This window comes from Chryseobacterium sp. JJR-5R, assembly GCF_034047335.1.
Lineage (GTDB): Bacteria > Bacteroidota > Bacteroidia > Flavobacteriales > Weeksellaceae > Chryseobacterium.
The window spans coordinates 1,772,444-1,792,622 of sequence record NZ_CP139137.1 but is presented as its reverse complement, the minus strand read 5'-3'; the positions used below and the strand labels follow the sequence as shown (position 1 = coordinate 1,792,622).

The 20,179-nt window shown below is 38.8% G+C and carries 14 protein-coding genes and 1 tRNA gene; 3 read left to right on the top strand and 12 right to left on the bottom strand.

All coding sequences use genetic code 11. From position 1 onward, the window contains the following. Positions 1–226: 226 nt before the first annotated feature. The 11 genes from SD427_RS08155 to SD427_RS08105 all read right to left on the bottom strand — a co-directional run bounded on the left by SD427_RS08155 (position 227) and on the right by SD427_RS08105 (position 14,451). Entirely contained in the window at positions 227–940 is a 714-nt protein-coding gene (locus tag SD427_RS08155) for a hypothetical protein (protein WP_320560780.1), read from the bottom strand. Then, on the bottom strand, positions 931–1,779 hold the full coding sequence (locus SD427_RS08150) for a hypothetical protein (RefSeq protein ID WP_320560779.1): 849 nt from the start codon (positions 1,777–1,779) through the stop codon (positions 931–933). Before SD427_RS08150 ends, SD427_RS08155 begins: the two co-directional genes overlap by 10 nt. A gap of 435 nt (positions 1,780–2,214) precedes the next feature. Beyond that, positions 2,215–2,649 (bottom strand): hypothetical protein, encoded by a 435-nt coding sequence (locus tag SD427_RS08145; RefSeq protein WP_320560778.1) that lies wholly within the window; start codon positions 2,647–2,649, stop codon positions 2,215–2,217. A 3-nt stretch (positions 2,650–2,652) separates the two neighbouring features. After that, the gene (locus tag SD427_RS08140) at positions 2,653–3,153 is read right to left on the bottom strand and encodes a hypothetical protein (protein WP_320560777.1); all 501 of its coding nucleotides are present in this window, start codon (positions 3,151–3,153) and stop codon (positions 2,653–2,655) included. A 12-nt stretch (positions 3,154–3,165) separates the two neighbouring features. Next, positions 3,166–3,306 (bottom strand): hypothetical protein, encoded by a 141-nt coding sequence (locus SD427_RS08135; protein ID WP_320560776.1) that lies wholly within the window; start codon positions 3,304–3,306, stop codon positions 3,166–3,168. A gap of 739 nt (positions 3,307–4,045) precedes the next feature. Further along, positions 4,046–4,474, bottom strand: coding sequence for a DUF5958 family protein (locus SD427_RS08130; RefSeq protein ID WP_320560775.1), 429 nt, complete (start codon positions 4,472–4,474; stop codon positions 4,046–4,048). 12 nt (positions 4,475–4,486) lie between these two features. Next, a complete protein-coding gene (locus SD427_RS08125; protein ID WP_320560774.1) occupies positions 4,487–8,140 on the bottom strand; it encodes a DUF6443 domain-containing protein in 3,654 nt (1,217 codons plus the stop codon). Positions 8,141–8,143: 3 nt separating this feature from the next. Beyond that, the gene (locus tag SD427_RS08120) at positions 8,144–10,924 is read right to left on the bottom strand and encodes an RHS repeat domain-containing protein (protein WP_320560773.1); all 2,781 of its coding nucleotides are present in this window, start codon (positions 10,922–10,924) and stop codon (positions 8,144–8,146) included. Positions 10,925–10,928: 4 nt separating this feature from the next. Further along, on the bottom strand, positions 10,929–12,488 hold the full coding sequence (locus SD427_RS08115; RefSeq protein WP_320560772.1) for a T9SS type A sorting domain-containing protein: 1,560 nt from the start codon (positions 12,486–12,488) through the stop codon (positions 10,929–10,931). Between the two features lie 602 nt (positions 12,489–13,090). Then, on the bottom strand, positions 13,091–13,768 hold the full coding sequence (locus SD427_RS08110; RefSeq protein ID WP_320560771.1) for a type 1 glutamine amidotransferase domain-containing protein: 678 nt from the start codon (positions 13,766–13,768) through the stop codon (positions 13,091–13,093). An 89-nt stretch (positions 13,769–13,857) separates the two neighbouring features. Further along, positions 13,858–14,451 (bottom strand): Crp/Fnr family transcriptional regulator, encoded by a 594-nt coding sequence (locus SD427_RS08105; RefSeq protein ID WP_320560770.1) that lies wholly within the window; start codon positions 14,449–14,451, stop codon positions 13,858–13,860. A 445-nt stretch (positions 14,452–14,896) separates the two neighbouring features. Between SD427_RS08105 and SD427_RS08100 the strand changes: the two genes are divergently transcribed. The 3 genes from SD427_RS08100 (at position 14,897) to SD427_RS08090 (ending at position 19,948) form a co-directional block, all read left to right on the top strand. Then, positions 14,897–17,818 (top strand): TonB-dependent receptor, encoded by a 2,922-nt coding sequence (locus tag SD427_RS08100; RefSeq protein WP_320560769.1) that lies wholly within the window; start codon positions 14,897–14,899, stop codon positions 17,816–17,818. A 12-nt stretch (positions 17,819–17,830) separates the two neighbouring features. Then, entirely contained in the window at positions 17,831–19,366 is a 1,536-nt protein-coding gene (locus tag SD427_RS08095; RefSeq protein WP_320560768.1) for a RagB/SusD family nutrient uptake outer membrane protein, read from the top strand. Positions 19,367–19,714: 348 nt separating this feature from the next. After that, the gene (locus SD427_RS08090; protein ID WP_320560767.1) at positions 19,715–19,948 is read left to right on the top strand and encodes a hypothetical protein; all 234 of its coding nucleotides are present in this window, start codon (positions 19,715–19,717) and stop codon (positions 19,946–19,948) included. 152 nt (positions 19,949–20,100) lie between these two features. On the opposite strand, the gene SD427_RS08085 is transcribed toward SD427_RS08090, so the two are convergent. Then, a tRNA-Arg gene (locus tag SD427_RS08085) sits at positions 20,101–20,177 on the bottom strand. Positions 20,178–20,179 lie beyond the last annotated feature (2 nt).

Here is a 20,179-nt window from a genome sequence, read left to right as displayed (position 1 = left end):
CCCATCTTCCATCCGGTTATTAGTCTTTTAGATTGCAATCCAAAATTGCTAATTTTCTCAAAACTTTTTTTCCTAAACAAATTTAAACAGCTTTTTCCAATTAATAAACCTCAAGAAATTATATAGTATTTACATTATTCTGACTCAAGCTCAAATATTTTCATACCAAACATTAATAGCTCTCGACTAATATTTTTAAGTAAGTCTTTCACAACTATTTATCTTATTATTTAATATTTTCAATTTCAAAACCAACATTTGTAAACTTCTCATAGAAATCATTAAATAAATCGCTGTCTAAAAAATATTCTTCAAAATTCTTAAATCCTTTTATCCTTAAAAGAGGCATTTTTTCTTTTTTCTTTAGAAATTTAATAATATTAATTAAGCAATCTCTAAAAGAATGAAATTCAGTACCGAAATAACCATAAGATTTAAAAAATGCTTTTCCAATTTCGTAATAAACATCCAAATCTATTTTAGCATTAGATAAATCAATAATTATAATAGGATTTTCGTTATCTATATTTTCTCTAACACCACTAAGTAGAGCACAACCTCTTAAATAATAATATTTTTGCTTTGAATTTAGTTCATACCATTTTATTCTTTCTTTTTTATCTGTAAGCAATTTGAAATTATCAAGATATCCCTGATTGTAAATACCTAAAGGATCATTAAGTATACCAGATATTATAATTTCTTTTGTTTTAATTAACAAATTAGAAACATTAAAAAAATAATCATTTTTAAAAGATTTAATTCCTTTAAAATCCAATCTGATAATTATATCTTTATTTAAAATATCCCTAAATTGTAAATTTGCATATTTAATATCATTTTTTATGATAATGATTTTATCAAAATCCTTTTTAGTAATTACTTTTATATACTTTGTAGATAATAATATATTATCATTTAATAAAAACTTTATTTCCATTTTACTACTGAACTTATTGGTATTTCTAAAATTTGTGTATAATCATGATTAGTAACTAATCCCCATCGTCCGCTAGGATGCTGAACTATTCTACTTCCATTTAATGTGGTTCCTTTTACATCATTTATTTTCCATTCTAAAGCGCCAACCCATTTTCGATTTATCCCTGATCTATTCTGAGTTATAGCTGGTACTCCGAATTCGTCGAGTTGCCTAAGACCTCTTCCTGCTAAGATTTCAACAAAATCTTCTGTTACGGTTTTAGGTAGGTTTTTAGGATCAATTCGCAATGGTCCGGCTCCCCAAATACCGGCCATTTCTGTCCGAGAAAGAACTTTCATCTCTGTCTTTTCAACAGCCAATCCTGCTTTTAAAACCTCATCTGTAGCCTGTCCTTTGGATAAAACAATTGCCAAAGCACCTAATCCTAACATAGCGGTTTTGTTTTCAGAAGATATGTTGTTTGCAATAACAATTCCCAATGCATCCCACATACTATCCACCATCATCACCCCTCGATCATTTCTCATGCCCGCCAAACTTTCAGCCATTGCGTTGGATTTCATTTGGAAATTCCAACCGTTCAGCCCCTGCAGTACGGCATTATACATGGAATAAGAATTAAAGAGATAGTTACCTCCTAAGTTCCAGGTATCTTTATTTCCTTTACCTGTAATATTTACAACAATTTCCTGAATATCCTCCTTAAAAACGTCATTTTCGTTTATAAAACTTCCAACTCTATCTACGTTTCTTCCGCTGCCAAAATAGTCCTGTAATTTACTGATCTCAGCTGTATTGATAATATTGTAATTCCCATTGCAGTCCGTAGAATACATTCCGATAGGATTATAATATGAGACTGGATTATTCATCGCAAAAATGATACGGAGAAAAGCCATCATAGCATTCAGACAGTCATCAACCCTGGAAAATCTGGCTATATCTGTCAGTTAGTTTCTCCAATCCTTAATATATAACCCCGTCTCCTGAAGTTCTACACCATTAAATTTATATTTCACATAGCTTCCTGCTCCAAAATAATAATTCCCCCATTTTCAGATAGCTCATACCAAATGGATAGTAATCATTGTTGTCTTTAAGCTGAAAAATGCCTGCGCTATTTCTGGAGAAACTTATTTTATGAAAAATAAGGTATTGAACTTTCAATACCTTATTTCTATTATCTAAATTATCTAGTAAAAAAAGTATAAATTGGGTCTAAAAAAAGATAGCAACTTCATTATTACTTATTGATAATTTAGCACATAACTTTAACTACTCATATGTATGGCATCATCATAAGAAATTTCAATATTTTCAGATCTTTGTAAAGTAATTCCAAAATTTTCGTCATCTGCTTCTTCAGCAATAAAAAATGAGTTATTTTGAATTAAAATCCATTGACAGGGATCATCACTGTGAGTGCTTATTACAATTTCTTCATTTAGATACTTTGATAATTCAATGCCAAATAAAAAATTATTAGTAATAGCTACCTTTTTTATAGTATCATCAATGTAAATATTTAATTCGGTACAAAATTCAGAAATATTATCTAATAATCTATTCTCAAATCTTATTGCAAAATTTTTAGAACCTAATAAATCTCCTATAAATTCATCTCTACATTTAAAAATATCACTTAATATTTTAATTAGATGGATATTTTCTTTTTTTCCTTTTAAATAGCAAATATAATTGTCCATATCTTAATATTTAATTATAAATTCTCTTGCAAAACTAGCATCTGCAGGAGAAATTCCAGCTCCTTTTAATGCTTGATTTAATCTTCCTGCTGGAACTTTCTTCATTAGTTGGATCGCTTTAATTTGTCCTTGAGTTAAATCTATGAATTCTGAAGCTCCACCACTTCTTGGAAATAATGTATCACCTTGATTTTTAACACCATACATTCTACCATTTATAGAAACATCACTTCCTATTTTGGAGAAATTACCGGCATTATATGCAGAAATATCTTCTTGTAGTATATTTCGGGGAGCAAATGTTCCAGGACGTGTTTTTCCTGAAGCTATTGAGTTTGAGTTTAGATAATGCCTACTATTTATTTTTGCAATATTTATTTCAGCTTCCAAAATCCCTTGCTCTGCAGATAACATTTTTAATCCTGTAGTGTTTCCACTTCTTGTGATCATTAAAGCAGCCAGAATATAGTTTCCTTTTCCACTGCTGCCGGCGGAGAGTGCCATTCCTCCTACTTCTCATACCCCTAACGGATCACCTGCACCTCCAACATATTTAATAGGCCCGTCATTTCTCACGCCCGCCAAACTTTCAGCCATTGCATTGGATTTCATTTGGAAATTCCAACCATTCAGCCCCTGCAGTACGGCATTATACATGGAATAAGAATTAAAAAGATAGTTACCACCTAAGTTCCAGGTTATCTTTATTTTACCTATAACATTTACAACAACTTCCTAAATATCCTCCTTAAAAACGTCACTCTCATTTATAAAAATTCCAACATCATCTACGGTTCCTCCGCTGCCAAATAGTCCTGTAATTTACTGATCTCAGCCGTATTGGTCGTATTATAATTCCCATAATGATCCGTAAAATACATTCCCGTATGATCAGAATATGAGACAGAATTATTCATCGCAAAATGATAGGGCGAAAAGCCATCATAGGATTCAGAAAGTGTGTCAACCCCGGAAAATCTAACTATATCTGCCTGAGAATTCCTTTAATCCATAGCTGTTTTTGGCGAAACTTATTTTATGAAAGTAAAATACTGAAAGTTCAATATCCTACTTTTTTATCTAAAAGTAAGAAGTATAAAATTTTTTGTCTCAAAAAAAGATAACAACTCCATTATTACTTATTAATAATTTTAGCACATAACTTTAACTACTCATATGTATAGCATCATAATAAGAAATTTCAATATTATTTGATCATTGTAAAATAATTCCAAAGCTTTCATCTTCTACTTCTTCAGTAATAAAAAATAAGTTATTATTAATTAAAATCCATTGACAGGGATCATTAGTATCTATGCTTACTTCAATTTCTTCGTTTAAAAGATTTAACTCCTTTTAGACCAATACTTTCAAAGAATTTTCCTAACTATTTTTATTAATAATTTTTTAAAATTTTACTTTCAATATTAGGTAAAGACAAATCCCAATACCACCATTTATTCGAATCATTTTTCTCTTCAATAAATCTTCTGAAATATGCTATTTTAAAAAGATTCATAAATAAAAGAAGTACTTTATCTAATTCTTTCTCTATTAACATTATTATTTTTTCTAGTTGATATTTAGTAATACCTTTTTTTAATAAAACACATGGTGTATAAGATGGTTTTAAATTACTTTCAATTATAGCAATATCTATATCGTCATTATTGGGTTTGGACTGTAAAATGAGATACATAATCCCATTTAGATATTCTCTTTTTTTATCTATTTTAAAATCGGTAAAAAGAACTTTGAAAGGTTCAATACTAATTAATCCTTGCCCATATTTATTTATGAAAATTTGATCTATAGTGTTTAACATTTTATAAAAATTTTAACGTGGATGAATTTTAAGATACGGTCTTGATAAATCAAGTTGTTTAAAAATATCAATATTTCTTGGAGTATTATCTATTATAGATCGAGCACCAGGAATTGAATTTTTGATTTTAGACCATTCTCTACTATTCAACCCTTCAATTACATAGTCCCAATCAGAATAAGCTTTAGCTGTACCATTTGCTCTACTTCCTACTACTGTAATTGGTTTATTAATTCTTGATGCAGCATTTTCAATTCTTAAAAAATCGCTAGATGAAATTATATTTTTTTCAGCGGCAAATTGTGTCTTTAAAATGGATGTTTCAGCTTCCAAAATCCCTTGCTCTGCAGATAACATTTTTAATCCTGTAGTGTTTCCACTTCTTGTGATCATTAAAGCAGCCAGAATATAGTTTCCTTTTCCACTGCTGCCGGCGGAGAGTGCCATTCCTCCTACTTCCCATACCCCCAACGGATCACCCGCACCGCCAACATATTTAATAGGCCCGTCATTTCTCACGCCTGACAAACTTTCAGCCATTGCTTTGGATTCCATTTGGAAATTCCAACCGTTTAGTCCCTGCAGTACGGCATTATACATGGAATAAGAATTAAAGAGATAGTTACCTCCTAAGTTCCAGGTATCTTTACCCCCTTTTCCATTAAAAGTAATTCCAGGAATATCTTCTTTGAAAGTTTCATTTCCACTCATAAATCCTCCGAGACCATTAACACTGCCTCCATTACCGAAATACTGCTGCAAACCAGCTATCTCTGCAGTATCTGTAAATAAATATCCACCATGTGTACTGGTATACATCCCTGTAGGATCAGAATAAAAAACCGGATTATTTAGTGCAAAATGATAAGGTGTAGAATCATTATAGGACTCAGAAAGCATATCCATTGCTGAGAATCTTCCAAGTTCCGGCATATAGCTTCTCCAGTCCATGGCATACATACCTGATTCCTTCTGTAACTCTACACCATTGTATTTATACTGATAGGAAGGATTGCCTGCTAACGGATTGTAGCCTTCATGCTTCAGCCCAAAGGGATAATAGTTGTTTTCTTCAAGAGCTTCTGCGCTGCCGGCGGCATTTTTAAAATAACTCAGACGAACATTTCCCAAATGGTCGTTGTAGCTGTAAATATATTGATTTTTCTCAAAATTGTAATAGCCTTCTGCCGTTGGTACAAACTTTAATCCCAAAGAGAATTTCCCTGTTGTGCTTGTCGCCTCATACTGGAAACCGTCCAGGTATTCTGTCCGGGTTGAGGTTTCAGCATTTGTTTTCCCTGACCCATACGTATAGGTTTTTCTCAGCTTTACCCCGTCTGCCCGGTAAAGATACTGGGTATTCACATTAAAATCCCCTGCTGCTCCTGCTCCTCCGAGGCTAACCCGTGGAATATAAGTCTTATCAAAGGTTACAGCATTGGGAAGATCCAGATAATTGTATCTGATATCAAGGATTCCCTTGTCTTTCTGGCTTTTCATATTGCCGTTTTCCTCATAATAGGTCATTGCAATTCCGGATACATCAGGGTATCCCCTGTAGTCGTCTGTTGAAGCATCGGTAACGGTAATCAGCCGGTTGCCGTCCGAAACATACGTAAGATTGTCTATGAGATATGCCGGAGCACCCTGCTGTGCTTCTGCGGACCTTTTCAGATTCGTGATATTCCCGTTGAGATCATAGTCTGTTTTTTCAAAGTATTCCTTAGCGGAAGGGTTGGTATCTTTCTGGTAAAAGCCAGCGGAAAGACGGTTGAGCCCGTCATAGACATATCCGTATCTTCTGAGGTGATCACCTGCCGTGGTATTGGTCTTCCAGTCCGTTTCGGCGATATTCCCGTTGTATCTCGGTTTTACCTGAATGCCGGGATAATCGCTATTGGGAACCTGCAACCCTTCCACCTGGTTATATTTGATTTCATAGCCGAACAGTTTTCCGTTAAGGTTTTTGGGATCATTAATTTTCGTCATCCAGCCACGGATATTGTAGGCATAGTCAATTCTCTGCAGTGGATCAGAGGCTGATGTTCCTCCTACTTTTTTGTTTTTCACCTGTGAAAGCTCATTGTAGGTATTCTGCGATAAAATTTCAACAGGATTATTATTGATCTGATGTTTATGTACCAATAACCTGTCTTGTGCATCATATTCAAATGTTTCGGTGACAAGTTTTTCAATATCTGCATTAATTCTTTTATGTTTTGTAACTGAACGTTGTGTGATTCCTAAAAAATCAATCTCTGTTTCGGTTTTGGTATATCCTCCCAGATGGTTAAATGAGTACACTCCGATAGAACGGCCTTTCCCGTCATACCAGATAAAGTCTTTCGTCCAGCTGTCATCTTCTATATTTTTGGTACAGGAGGCGGTGGGCAGGGTTTTGGTACTTACCGGAGCATTCTGCGTATCTTGGCTTAGAACATCCTGGCCCAGCACCTGGGTGGGGATGCTGACCCCGGCCGGAAGCGGCGGATAGGTATCATAATAATTGACACTTAACACCGTTATGTTTGCCGTCGGGTAGGCATTTTTGGTATAATAAACATCCATCCCGTTTAAGGTTAACGGCGTGGTGCTTCTTTCTTCATTATCTCCGGCATTGGCTGCCATATTATTGATCGACGTCTGCAGGGCAGATCTGGTGCCGGCATTGGCAAAGAAGCCGGTATAAACAATTCTTCCGAACTTATCATACTTGGTAAACATCCAGCCTCTGTTAGCAAAGTTGTTGGTATCAGTTCCCAGCATCCCGTCCTGTGTAAGTACTACTCTGTCCTGTTTATCGTATACAAGATACTCCCAGGCTTTACCCGGAATTTTCTTTTCCACCAACCTTCCGAACTCATCATACCGGTACTGGTAGCAGAGGCTGTTCCGTTTGGTCTCGTCAATCGATGCCAACACCGATGCCAACGGCGGGATGACGAAAGCCAGCTGATTGTATTCGTTATAGATATAATAGGTGTCAACATCCTGGGTCCCGTCATTTTTCCTGACGAGTACTGTCTGCCCTTTCCCGTTTTTGTATTCCGCTACAGTATTACCGTCTTCATCGGTTACCGATATTTTCATTAAGGAATTGATCGGGTAATACGATCCTGAAAAGCTTAATTGGGAATCTGTCCTGCTTTCAACCCACGCAGTGATAATGCCGTACTTCTTCACCTCACTGACTAAAGTATTCGTATTATAATTATAGGTTACCGGTTTGTCTGCCCATGCATTCCCTGTGCTGAAGCTTTTCTTAATCCTTGTTATAGGTGCATTTTCCACAACCTGTACAGCATATATCTTTTCTGCACCGTAAATATCAGGATGAGTGGCATTATCCAAAGGGTTCTCATAGATCGCACCATTCTGTGTTCCTGTCTGAGGAACCGGCAGATAAGATTTCAGAATCCTGCCAAACTCATCATATTCTATATGGCTTACAACATCTTTCTGATTTGGGGAAGCTTTGATCCCAACAATTTGTTTAGGCCTTCCCAACCCGTCAAAATACTGAACTGCTTCAGCCTTTTTAATACAATCGGCATCCAGGCAGTTTTTGGTATAAATATAATTTTCAGTAGTAGAAAACGGGTTTGTCTGTGCATATGACATTACTGCCGTAAACAGCAGAATGAATATATTTAAATTTCTTTTCATGGGTTAGTAGTGTCTGTAATTATACTGGTTTTCTTTGATAACTTTTCCATTGCCGTCTTTCACTGTAACAAGTCTTCCTGAAGCATCATAACTGTATGATGTCCGCAATCCATTAGGAGATATTGAATTTGTTACCCCTATCAACGGATCGTAAGTATATACGGTTATGGGATACTGTTTTAAATCATTATGTACTTGAAGATTTACCAAAGCGGCTACAAGGGAGGGTTCATTTGTTCCGTTATCTGCATCTGCATTGGATGCGTTTACCGCTGCTGTAATAACGGGCAGGGCAGAGATGTCAGTGTATTTTGCTCCGGTAATCTGCGCTATCGGCACGGTCTGATGATATCCCCAAATGGTTGTGGTAGTGATCCCCGCTTTATCGGTAGCCTGAATCAGATTGCCTTTGTCATCATACCTGTCAAATGTCATTTGTACCTGAGGGTTTTGTGCCAGGTTCTTATGTTCAACTACTGTCGGATAAAAATGAGCCGTATTGCCAAAGATAATTCTGTCGGTTGACAAGATATTACCGTTATCTTTTACCACTGTCTCCAACGGTACCGAAACCATATTGGAGTTAATTAAACGGGTATCGGAAATATCCTGTGCGTATTTAGTGACTGTTTCCTGTACATCTCCATTATGTGTCGTTACCTTTGAATGCACTTCCTGAAAATTATCTGGGCTGAAAGTCGATTCCTTTGTAGTAACAAGTTCAGCATCCCCCCACTTTTCTGTGCTTATTGCTTTTGTGGATAAAATATAAGATGGCTTAAATTGATAATAACCATTAGTCTGGGATTGTGCATTCGGGACCTCTTTGAAATTGGTAATGTATTCTGTACCAGAGAGTAGCTGGTTTAGAGAATTGTACACTTTTTTCTGGGTCAAAACACCGTACGAAGTCAGGTTAAAGTGGGCCTGAACATTACCAACGCTTCCAAATTCAGAGTAATCATAAGGGATATTATAATAGTAATCGGTATGACCATTGTTATGATCTCCTGAAATTTCAGTTTCCCTGACATTCTTGTATAAGACATAGGGATATGTAGGATCATCAATTAAATTTCCTGTAGAAGAAATGGGGTCAGTAAAAGAACTATATTCATATTTCTTTTGCTTTAATACCGTTGCTCCATCGTAATACGTAATTTTCTTTATCCTCGCCCCATAATATACCGGATGAAAATTTTTGTAAGGTTTAGGTAATGATTTTAACTCAACAATATTAAAATTACCCGCTCCGCCCCAATTGTTAATTTTAATTTTATAGGTCCCCGGCAAAAGTTTATAATGCTTGCTTGATGAGTAGCTGGTACAGGAATTTAGCGAATTGTCCGTTGTAATTACTGAATTGCCTGAGTTGAGAACAGAAAAATCAAAAGGTATAGGCTGCCCATGCAAAGTAACTCCATAGTCATTTAATTGGTCTAAACCGAGCCCCACCATTACAGGATAGACAGTCCCCGGAGTTCCATGTACAGTAAATGTGTATTGCCTTGTGCTATTGGTATCAAATAATATATTATCTGTAATACCGTAATACTGATTAAACGGGTCTGAATATAAATTGGCATTTTCGTAATCTATGTTGGAATAATCAGCAAATTCTTCATTCGCTTCATAAGCATACTCAATTCTTCCTCCCGTTGGGAAGTTTATTTCTTTAAGCACTTTATAAACATATCTTTGTGGATTGATGTAATCAGAAGAATGACATGGATGATTTCCATAATATGAATGACCATTACCATCAATATACCCGTATTGAGTATCTGAACCGTCTCCATAGCCGAAGGAAGTGTTTTCTATCTGATTATTATTCGAATCAAACTTTTTAAGTCCACCTAAACCAACAAAATTATCTATTGTTAACTTAAATTTTGAAATAAATTTATCTGATTTTGTAAACAATGATATATTATTTACTGTATAATACTCTTTGTTTTGGTTACCATTATCAGCATTTTCATTATAATCATACTCAAATTTCAATTTTCCCTTAGAGGTTGCGATGGTATTAAGCTTATTGATTTTGTATTTAATTGCTGTTGAGCCATAAGGATTTAAAGTTGTCTTGGTCTTCAAATCATAAGAATATGTCACCAATATTCTATTATTAACATCAGTAATGGTTGTGGGAACATATGATGTTCTCTGATTTTTCAGATCCTGCAAAGCATGAGTTTGAAAAGCTGTAATATTGTAAGCATTGAAATTATATATTAATCCTCTATCATCCGTAATCTTAAATGAATTGATAATAAGTTTAGTACTTGTCTGATCACGGACAAATTCGATCCTGAGTTTGCTTGCCGACAGGTCAAACAGTTTTAATTCATTGGTTACAGGATCTTTATATATTTGAAACATCCCGTTAAACCCCGGAATATTGTAATAAAAACGATCAGAATTCTGCTGGGTTAAATTAGTAATTTCAGTAAATTCATTTCTATTTGCATTAGCTTCTTTCGAAATTATTGCGCCTTTAGATAACGTCCAGCCCAATCCCACTTCAGTAGGTGCCATCCCAGTTCGGGAATTATACAGATGATAAGATAATGACAGGGCTACTGAAGCCTTCTGATCATCTGATTCTAATCTATATAACGGGATATCTACAGAGGGAACTCCTAAAGCAGGAGAAGCATGATATTTTATATAACTTTCAATGGAAGATGATGTCGGATCAGGGTTAATATTGTTTTGAGCACTTATTTTATTGCTTCCTAAAATTGTAAATACTGTTGTAAAATATATCAATAATCTTTTCATATTTTTATTTCTTAATCAGTTTAGCACTCGCCGTTTTTCCTTCAGCCGTTTTTACCGATATCAGGTAAGCTCCCTGAACCAGATTTTGGGTATTAATCTTTGTCACTTTGTTTTTGGTTTTCACACTTTGAAGCTGCCTTCCGCCCATATCATACATCACAATATCCGCTTCCTTAAAGTCAAATCCGATCTCCACATACGCATAATCACTCACCGGGTTCGGGTAGATCTTAATATCCTGCTTCTCGATCAGTTGGTCAATCTGCTTGTCGCCCAGCTTCACGATCTTCCAGTTTTCTTTCCCAAGTTCTTCAGCACTGGTGCCGGCCAGGATAATGGAGCCGTCACGGTTAAGCCTAATATCTGACAGTCTCTCTTCTCGCTGTCTCTTTTCTCCCTTCACATGCTTTCGCCACTGCTCATTTCCGTTCTGATCCAGATACAGCATCCAGAATGTTTCATCATCCGTCTCTACCCTTTGCTCAGCCTGAGTATAACCGCCAAGTAAAATCCCGGTCGTAATGTCTTGGCTTTTGATTCTTGTATCTTGTGTCTTCGTCATCACACTCATTCCCATCAAGACATCCCGGTTCTTAAAGCTGTACGACTTCTGCCAGATCTCTTCGCCTCTTTCATCGAGTGAAATGAGCCACAGGTCGGTTCCTTCTTCAATCCCAACCGATTTGTTGCCTGATCTTTCCGACCTGGATTCCCCGCCGATCAGATAGCCGGTGGAAGTTAAAGCCAGCGTCCTTGGATGGTCATCGCCCTTGCCGCCAAAATTCTTTTCCCATTCTACTCTGCCGTCTTTGTTAAGTTTGATGATCCAGTAATCGCCTTCGCCATAGTTCTCTGTTTTCTTTGACCCTCCTGCAGCGCTTCTTGAATAGATACCCAGTAAAGTCCCGCCGTCTTTGGTCGGGACCATCTTCTCCACTTCATCCAGGCCTTTCCCGCCCAGAATAAGCTGCGAAATCTCCTTTCCGTTTTTATCCAGCCTGATGATCAAAACATCTTTGGAGCCGTAGCCTTTCTCTGCATTCTGTACATTACCCGCAACGAAGAATCCGAAATCAGTCGTCTGGATCACTGCCCTGGCTTCTTCATCAGAAGCTCCGCCGATGGTTTTCTGCCACAGTTCATCCCCAAACTCATTAATCCGGATCAGCCAGATATCAGATCCGCCTTTGGAATCGTCTTTTTTGTCCAAGCCCTTTCCCGAGTAACTGGTTCCTGAAATTAAAAAGCCACCCTCCTGTGTATTTACGGTAGCCGATAAAAAATCGTGGTTCTTCCCGGAAAAATATTTTTCCCAGACTTCTTGTCCTTGTTGATTTAATTTTATCAGGTGAAAATCGTAACCCTGGTTTTGCTTATTGTCTGAAGAAATTTTATTGGACCGGATGCTGCTTCCTGTAATTAAGTATTGCCCGTCGATGGTAGTGGTGACCTGCGATAGGAAATCCTGCGTTGAGGATTTGATGTCCTTCTGCCAGAGGACTTCCTGGGCTGAAATGCCCAGAACCGTACACACGGATAGTGCACTCATGTAGAGTTTTTTCATGTCCTTAGTATTTTAATTATTATTTTTTTATAATTCCTGCAAAAATATGTTTTTTAATTCACCGTAAAAAGATGATACATATCAATTTTATGCGAATATGATCATGTTTAACCATTGCCCTACTTCTGCTTCATTTCCCTGTAAACTTTCTGAAGCAAAAATATTTCTGCAATGCGACAAAACGTGTCGTGTTTTATTTAATCATAGAGTAAAGTTACACTTATTTCGTTATAAACAATAAATTGTTGTTTATTTGACAATTTAAAGTTGTTTAATATGGTCTGGTAAAAAATTTAACACTGCATGCTAAAAGATATTCACCATGATCTCTGCCTACTCATCCAATGGATAGCAGATCGAAAATGCTGAAAGGCGGAGCCTGATAAATGCTCTGCATTAATCGGTACATCGATAAAGTGTATGTCTTTTTAAATGGTATGATAAAAAACAGTCAACTGACATTATATCTTTAAAATATAGAATGACTCACAATAAATCCCGGATCCAAAATCCCGCTACAATATCTGGATCCAATACTATTTAACACTAAAATTCCCGGAAGCTAAAAACTTCCGGGAATTTCTGTAAGATGAAAATCGGTTTCAGATCATTTTCAGTAACTCTTCAGCCACTTTTTCAGAGGATGCAGGATTTTGCCCTGTAATTAACCTTCCGTCAACTACAGCGTAAGGACTCCAGTCTTCTGTTTTGCTGTAGGTTCCGCCGTTTGCTTTCAGCATATCTTCAACCAGGAAAGGAACAATATCCGTCAGCTGTACGGCATCTTCTTCCGTATTGGTAAAGCCCGTCACGTTTTTACCGTTTACCAGGTATTCTCCGTCAATTTTAACATCTTTCAAAACGCCGGGTGCATGGCATACCAATGCCACAGGCTTGCCGGAGACATAAAAATCAACAATCAGCTGACGGGAAACGGCATCTTCGGCCAAATCCCAGAGAGGCCCGTGTCCGCCGGGGTAGAATACCGCATCGAAATCTCCGCTTTTTACTTCTGATAAAGGATGTGTATTCTTAAGTTTCTCCTTTAAAACAGGATCATGATCCATTCTGCGGGTCGCATCGGTCTGGGCAGACGGGTCTTCACTTTTAGGATCAATCGGCGGAAGCCCTCCTTTAGGCGATGCCAAAGTAATTTCAACGCCGTTATCGGCTAACTGATAGTAGGGAGCTGCCAGTTCTTCCGTCCAGAATCCGGTTTTCAGACCGGTGTTTCCCAATTCATCGTGGCTCGTAAGCACAAATAAAACTTTTTTGTCCATTTTGGTATCGTATTTAAATTGTATCACAAAGTTGAACTTATTAAACGGTTAAAAACAGGACCTGTATCACTATTTTACTGTGACCTGTATCACACTTTTTTCTGGATCCGGCTCAGGGTTTCTCGGGAAACGCCTAAATAAGAAGCGATGATGGTTTTGGGAATCCTCTGCAGCAGCTGCGGATACTGATCTGAAAACTGCTCAAATCTTTCTTTTGCATGGGTGGTAAGCAGGGAAAGAATCCTCTGCTGTAGCGCAACATAGCCGAAACTGTTTTTGATCCTGAAAAAATGTTCAAGTTTATGGTTTTCCGAGCACATCTTTTCTAGATCTTCTTTTGAAATACCACATACTTCCACATCTTCAAGACAATGGATATTGGTTACAGACGGCACATTATTATAGAAAGCCTGAAAATCTGAAATCCACCAGTTTTCAACGGCAAACTGTATGATGTGTTCCTTACCTTCTTTATCAGTCAGGGATGCTTTGAGAAGGCCTTTAACAACAAAATAAAGATGCGTGACCGGTTCGTTTTCCTGGATCAGGTACTGGTGCTTCTTCAGCTTTTTAGTTTTAAAAAAGGGATCAAGATATCCGGATTCTTCATCCGTGAGCGGTATGATTTCTTCAAAATGTTTTCTTAGTGCGGAATTCATCAGTGTACTGAATAATTTATTCATCCAAATATAAGGATAGTTTTATTGTACATCAGCTTTGCCGGCAGCTTATATATACTCGTCCAGCATGAATTATCTGTTGCAGGACATTGTCATTATACAATGTCTCTATCGATCATTAAATTACTCTTATTTCTAAAGTTCTTTTCAAATAGTTCAGATGCTTTTCAGGGAATTTTTTTTGCTGAAAATGATGTATTCCTGAAATTCTGAGGGCAACATCAATCCATGCTTTCAGGAAAAAATCACCGTCAGAAGAACGGGAAGGCTATATTTCTATCTTAAGTGACATTAACAGGTAACTGCAGGATAGCCGGCATTGACGATAAGCATACTTTTATGAAAATAAAAACATGAGAAATATCATATTGATCCTGATCATGCATTTCGCCTGTTTGAATCGGCAGAATCATATCAGTAATCTTTTTATATAATAACCAACCACAGAATGAAGAAATCCATAATAACGCTGGGTATTTTAATAGGTACCTCAGGTTTTGTCTTATCACAGGAAAAACAAACGGCCGGTACAGCCAGGAATCAGGACACTCTACGGAACTCCAATAATAAGACCCAAGACATTGAAGAAGTGGTGGTCATCGCTTACGGTACGCAGAAAAAAGGAGAAGTTACAGGCGCTGTCGGCAGGGTAAGTGCCGGAAGCTTCAAGGACCGCCCCATTGCAAGGGTTGATCAGGCTCTGACGGGCCAGATTGCCGGGGTCAAGACACGGACCACTTCGGGAAAACCCGGAGAACCTTTAGAAATCAGGGTGCGTGGCAGTGCATCCATCTCTGCAAGCAATTCCCCGCTTTATGTGGTGGACGGAATGGTGGCTGATGATATGTCAAATGTTTCCCCGGATGATGTGCAATCGATTGAAGTGTTGAAAGATGCCGCTTCCACGGCCATGTACGGATCCAGAGGTTCTAACGGGATTGTGATCGTAACTACCAAAAGAGGAGTATCAGGGAAACCTTCATTTTCATTTTCCCAGTATTACGGTGTCCAGACCATCGAAAAAAAACTGGATATCATGAACAGTTCGGAATGGATTGATTATGCTACCGAATCCATTAATAAAAGATGGGTAGCTTTAGCGCCGGGAAACTCCGCATCAGACAGTTATGCGGTAAGAGCCAATTATTTCAATCTGGCAAATACCACCAATTATAACTTAGCGAATGTCAATTTTATGGTTGATCCCCGCTGGGGAACCGACCAGGTGGCGTACATAGACTGGCAGGATGCTTTCTACCGTCCGGCAGCCATCCAGAATTACCAGTTGTCTGTAAGAGGAGGCAGCAAGGATGTGAAATATGCAATTTCCGCGGCGTATTTCGATCAGGAGGGCCTGGCTGTCAATACCGGGTTCAGCAGGGTTAACCTGAGTGCCGTTGTTGACGTAAATATCTCAGATAAATGGAAGGCCGGAATCACATTGAGGCCAAGCTATTCCAGAAGCTACGGAGCTGCGGTGGATGGAAAAGACAATGAAGCCCATAAAATGCTTTCGATGGTACCCGTGGCAGAACTGTCAGCAGGCGTTTATACCAATTTCTGGAAAAACGACCGGTACCGCTGGGCCAGCTCCTCGCAAAGCCCGGTCGGGGTATTAGAAAATACGACAAACAATACCAATGAATTCAGGTTGCTGTCCAGCCTTTATATGTCTTATGATATTACCCCCAATCTGAATTTTAAAATTTCAGGGGGCGCAACCAATAACTTTAATCTCAACAACAGCTATACCCCAACGTTCAACCTGATCACCAATATCCCGGGGCAGGTAAGCATAGCCAGCCGCCGAACGGTAAATTACAACAGATACCTGGGAGAAGCCCTGTTAAATTATAAAAAGACCTTTGGGAACCACAGTGTGGCTGCCCTTGCCGGCTACAGTGCAGAAAATTACAGGACGACAGGCCAGTATAATAGGAATAAAGGCTTTCCCAATGACGATTTAAAAACATTTAACTTCACCCAGTCTGCATCGGTATTAAATTCAGAATATACGGCTTCAGAACGGATGCTGATCTCATTATTCGGCCGTGTAAACTATGATTACAAAAAGAAATACCTGCTGTTTGCCAGTATCCGCAGAGACGGTTCTTCCCGATTCGGATGGAATAATCTTTACGGGACTTTTGCAGCATTCGGCAGTGCATGGAAAATGGATGAGGAAGAATTTTTAAAGGATAAAACCTGGCTGAGCAACTTAAAACTGAGATACAGCTGGGGAGAAAACGGAAACGATAACATCGGAGATTACCGGGCTTTCGGTACACTGGCTGGCGGAAATTATTCATTTGGCGGAGGTTTATCAAACGGTTTGATACCCACTACCATTCCCAATCCTGATTTAACCTGGGAAAAAACACAGTCTTCTGATTTCGGTTTTGAACTGGGGCTCTTCAACAGAATAGATTTTACAGCGGATTATTATATCAAAAAAACCAACGACCTTCTTTTGCAGCAGCCGATTCCTTATGCTACAGGTTACAATATCATGTGGAAGAATGTCGGTTCGGTCCAGAACCGGGGCCTGGAACTGGATTTAAGCACAAAAAACTTAACCGGGGCATTTAAATGGAATACTTCAGCAAATATTGCATTCAACAATAACAAAGTGCTGCAGCTGGGAAGCGACAATGCACCAATATATACCGGTTTCAGCAGCAGTACGAACATTATTAAAGTGGGCGAAGAGCTCAATTCTTTTTACCTGTATGAGGCCATCGGTGTTCTGTCAACCGCAGATATCAACAATTCGGGGATCGCGAAAACAAACGGTGCCATTGCAGGAGACGTTAAATACCGGGATGTAAACGGCGACGGTGTCATCAATGAAAACGACCGCCACATTATCGGGAGCCCTACCCCGGATTACTACTGGGGCTTTACCAATACATTCTCGTACAAAGGATTTGACCTTTCGGTATTTTTTCAGGGGCAGAAAGGCGGATACAGCTATGCTTTGCTGGGCCGTGCCATCGATCGTACCGGGATGGGCACCACCACCAATGTTATGGGCAACTGGGCCAACCGCTGGCGTTCCGATGAGAATCCCGGCGACGGAAAAACGCCGAGGCTTGACGGTACTACGGGAAGTCTTCTTGACACGCGGTGGCTGTACGATGCCACTTACATCCAGCTGAAAAACGTGACCCTGGGATACAATTTTGAACAGGAGCTGGCGAATAAACTGAAAATTTCCAACCTGAGGATTTATGTCAGCCTGGAAAATGTCTGGAGAAAAGACCACTATTACGGGGGTTACAATCCGGAGTCCGTACAGTCAGACGGTACCGATTACGGAGCATATCCCAATGCCAAGGTCTATATGATGGGCTTAAACTTTAACTTTTAAACGATAAAAAAAATGAAAATCACTAAAATAAATGCGTCCTATTTACCGTCACCTGTGAGATCTCTTACAAAAGCATTGCTATGCGGCACCCTGATGCTGGGAATGGCCGGCTGCGAAAAGGACCTGCTGCTGGAACCGGAAAACAACATTACCCAGAACTCTTTTTATACCACCGAGCTGCAGATCAGCCAGGCTTTGTCAGGGGTCTACTCCGCTATGGTGAACGCCTCATCCCGGGGAGGCTATGACGTTAATTTTTACTTACTGGCATCAGAAGTCCGTTCCAATAACTTCAATGCCATCTCGCAGAACGGAAACAGGGATTATTATGCCATCAACCGTTTTCAGGATACCTCATCTACCGATGAGATCGAAATCCTCTGGGAAGATGCCTACCAACAGATTTCTTATGCCAACACGCTTTTGTCCAGAATTGATGCAGTGCCGTTTGCGGATCCTGCACTGAAGGAGCAATACCGTTCTGAAGCCCGTTTCCTGAGAGCCTATGCTTATTTTGAGCTGATGCGTATTTTCGGGAAAGTCCCTCTTATTGATAAACCCGTGAGTCCTGAAGAAGCTGCCAAAATACCGAGAACAGATCTGGCTACACTTTATAATTTCATTACTTCAGAAATTGAGGCCTCTGTAGCCGGTTTAAAAAATGTCTATGATGCAGCGAACAAAGGAAGGATTACAAAATTTGCGGCCCATGCCATGTTGGGCAGAATGTACCTTACCGGATCCGGTTATCCGCTCAATAACGGTTCGTATGCTCAAAAAGCAAAAGAGCATTTGTTTACAGTCATTCAGGGAGAAGGCCAGTTTGTGACGTTTGCTCCCAATTATGCAGATCTGTTCAAAAGTGCCAACGACAACAAATACCATATTTTCGAGATCCAGCACATCAGCGGAGGCCTGTCGCAGGGTTCTTACCTGCCAAGTTATGTTTCACCGAATTTCGGGACGGCTGATCCTTATTATAACGCGCAGGGCAGCTTATACAGTCCTGCCGAACTGGGGGTTTCCCAGTCACTGATTAATGCATATGAACCCGGAGACCTGAGGCTTCCTCTAACCGTCAGGACCAGCTTCATTGCACAGAACGGACAGCCCGATAATGCTAATTTTTTCGTGAAGTTCCGCGAAAAAGGCATGGTGATTACCAACCGTTATGACTGGCCCATCAACTTCCCGGTTATACGGTATGCCGATGTCCTTTTGATGTATGCGGAAATTTTAAATAATCAGGGCAATACAAGCGCTGCGGTCCCTTATTTAAACAGGATCCGCCAGAGGGCAGGGCTCGCTCCGGTTCCGGCTTCAATATCCGCTTCCGACTTTACCACGGCGCTCCGTAAAGAAAGAAGGGTGGAATTTGCCGGCGAAGGGGTTTACTGGCATGACCTGGTCCGTTGGAATACGGGAGTAGCCGTAATCAACCAGGCTGCTGCACAGCTCAATTATAATTATACCATTACCACAAATGATTATTTATATCAGGTCCCTCTATCCCAGATTCAGGTGGCCGGATATGACCAGAATCCTTAAACTGTTAACTGTTTTTGTAAAAAAGAGGCAGGGCCTGTTTATAAGTCTGTTTAATACTTATAGCTTTACATTTTTATGGCAGATTTAAATCTTATTCTGTAATATACGCTCGCAGATTCAACAGGTTCAGCATATTTTTTATGGGTTATCCAGATCTGCGCAGTTACCTTAATCGGCTGGAGATTATATTTGTAACTAAATTTAAACAGGCTCTGAGTATTTAATAATAATTTCCCACAGGTGATCATGGCCATGCAGAAGTCTTTTTATTAAAGATCATTATGCTTGAAATCATCTTATACTCAATATATTATCATTAACTATGTAATAACCAAAAAAATAGCAGATATGCCGAAAAATGAAAAAGGTGATTACGTATGCATCAATCACGAAAGCGAACTTTTAACCAATATGACGTTCGTTAATTTACCGAAACTGGACTTTGACAGTGAAACCAAGAAGCTGAACGAATCTTCACAGTCATTTCCCGCAAAGCTGATGTTCTGTCCGGAATGCGGATATATTGAGTTTTATACCATTAAACCGGAACAGGACTTCCCGGATCACAACGCTGAACAGTAAAGGAGTTAAGAAAAATAAATTGTTTTTAGATTACATCTGAACAAAAATTTAAAAGCCCGGGACATATCCTGGGCTTTTTATTTAAACAGTTTTTATTTTGTAATATTAAACAGGGGGTAACATACCAAAAAAGCCCCTGAAACAGGGGCTTTTGGTGACCGCGGAGGGATTCGAACCCCCAACCGTTGGAGCCGAAATCCAATATTCTATCCAGTTGAACTACGCAGCCCT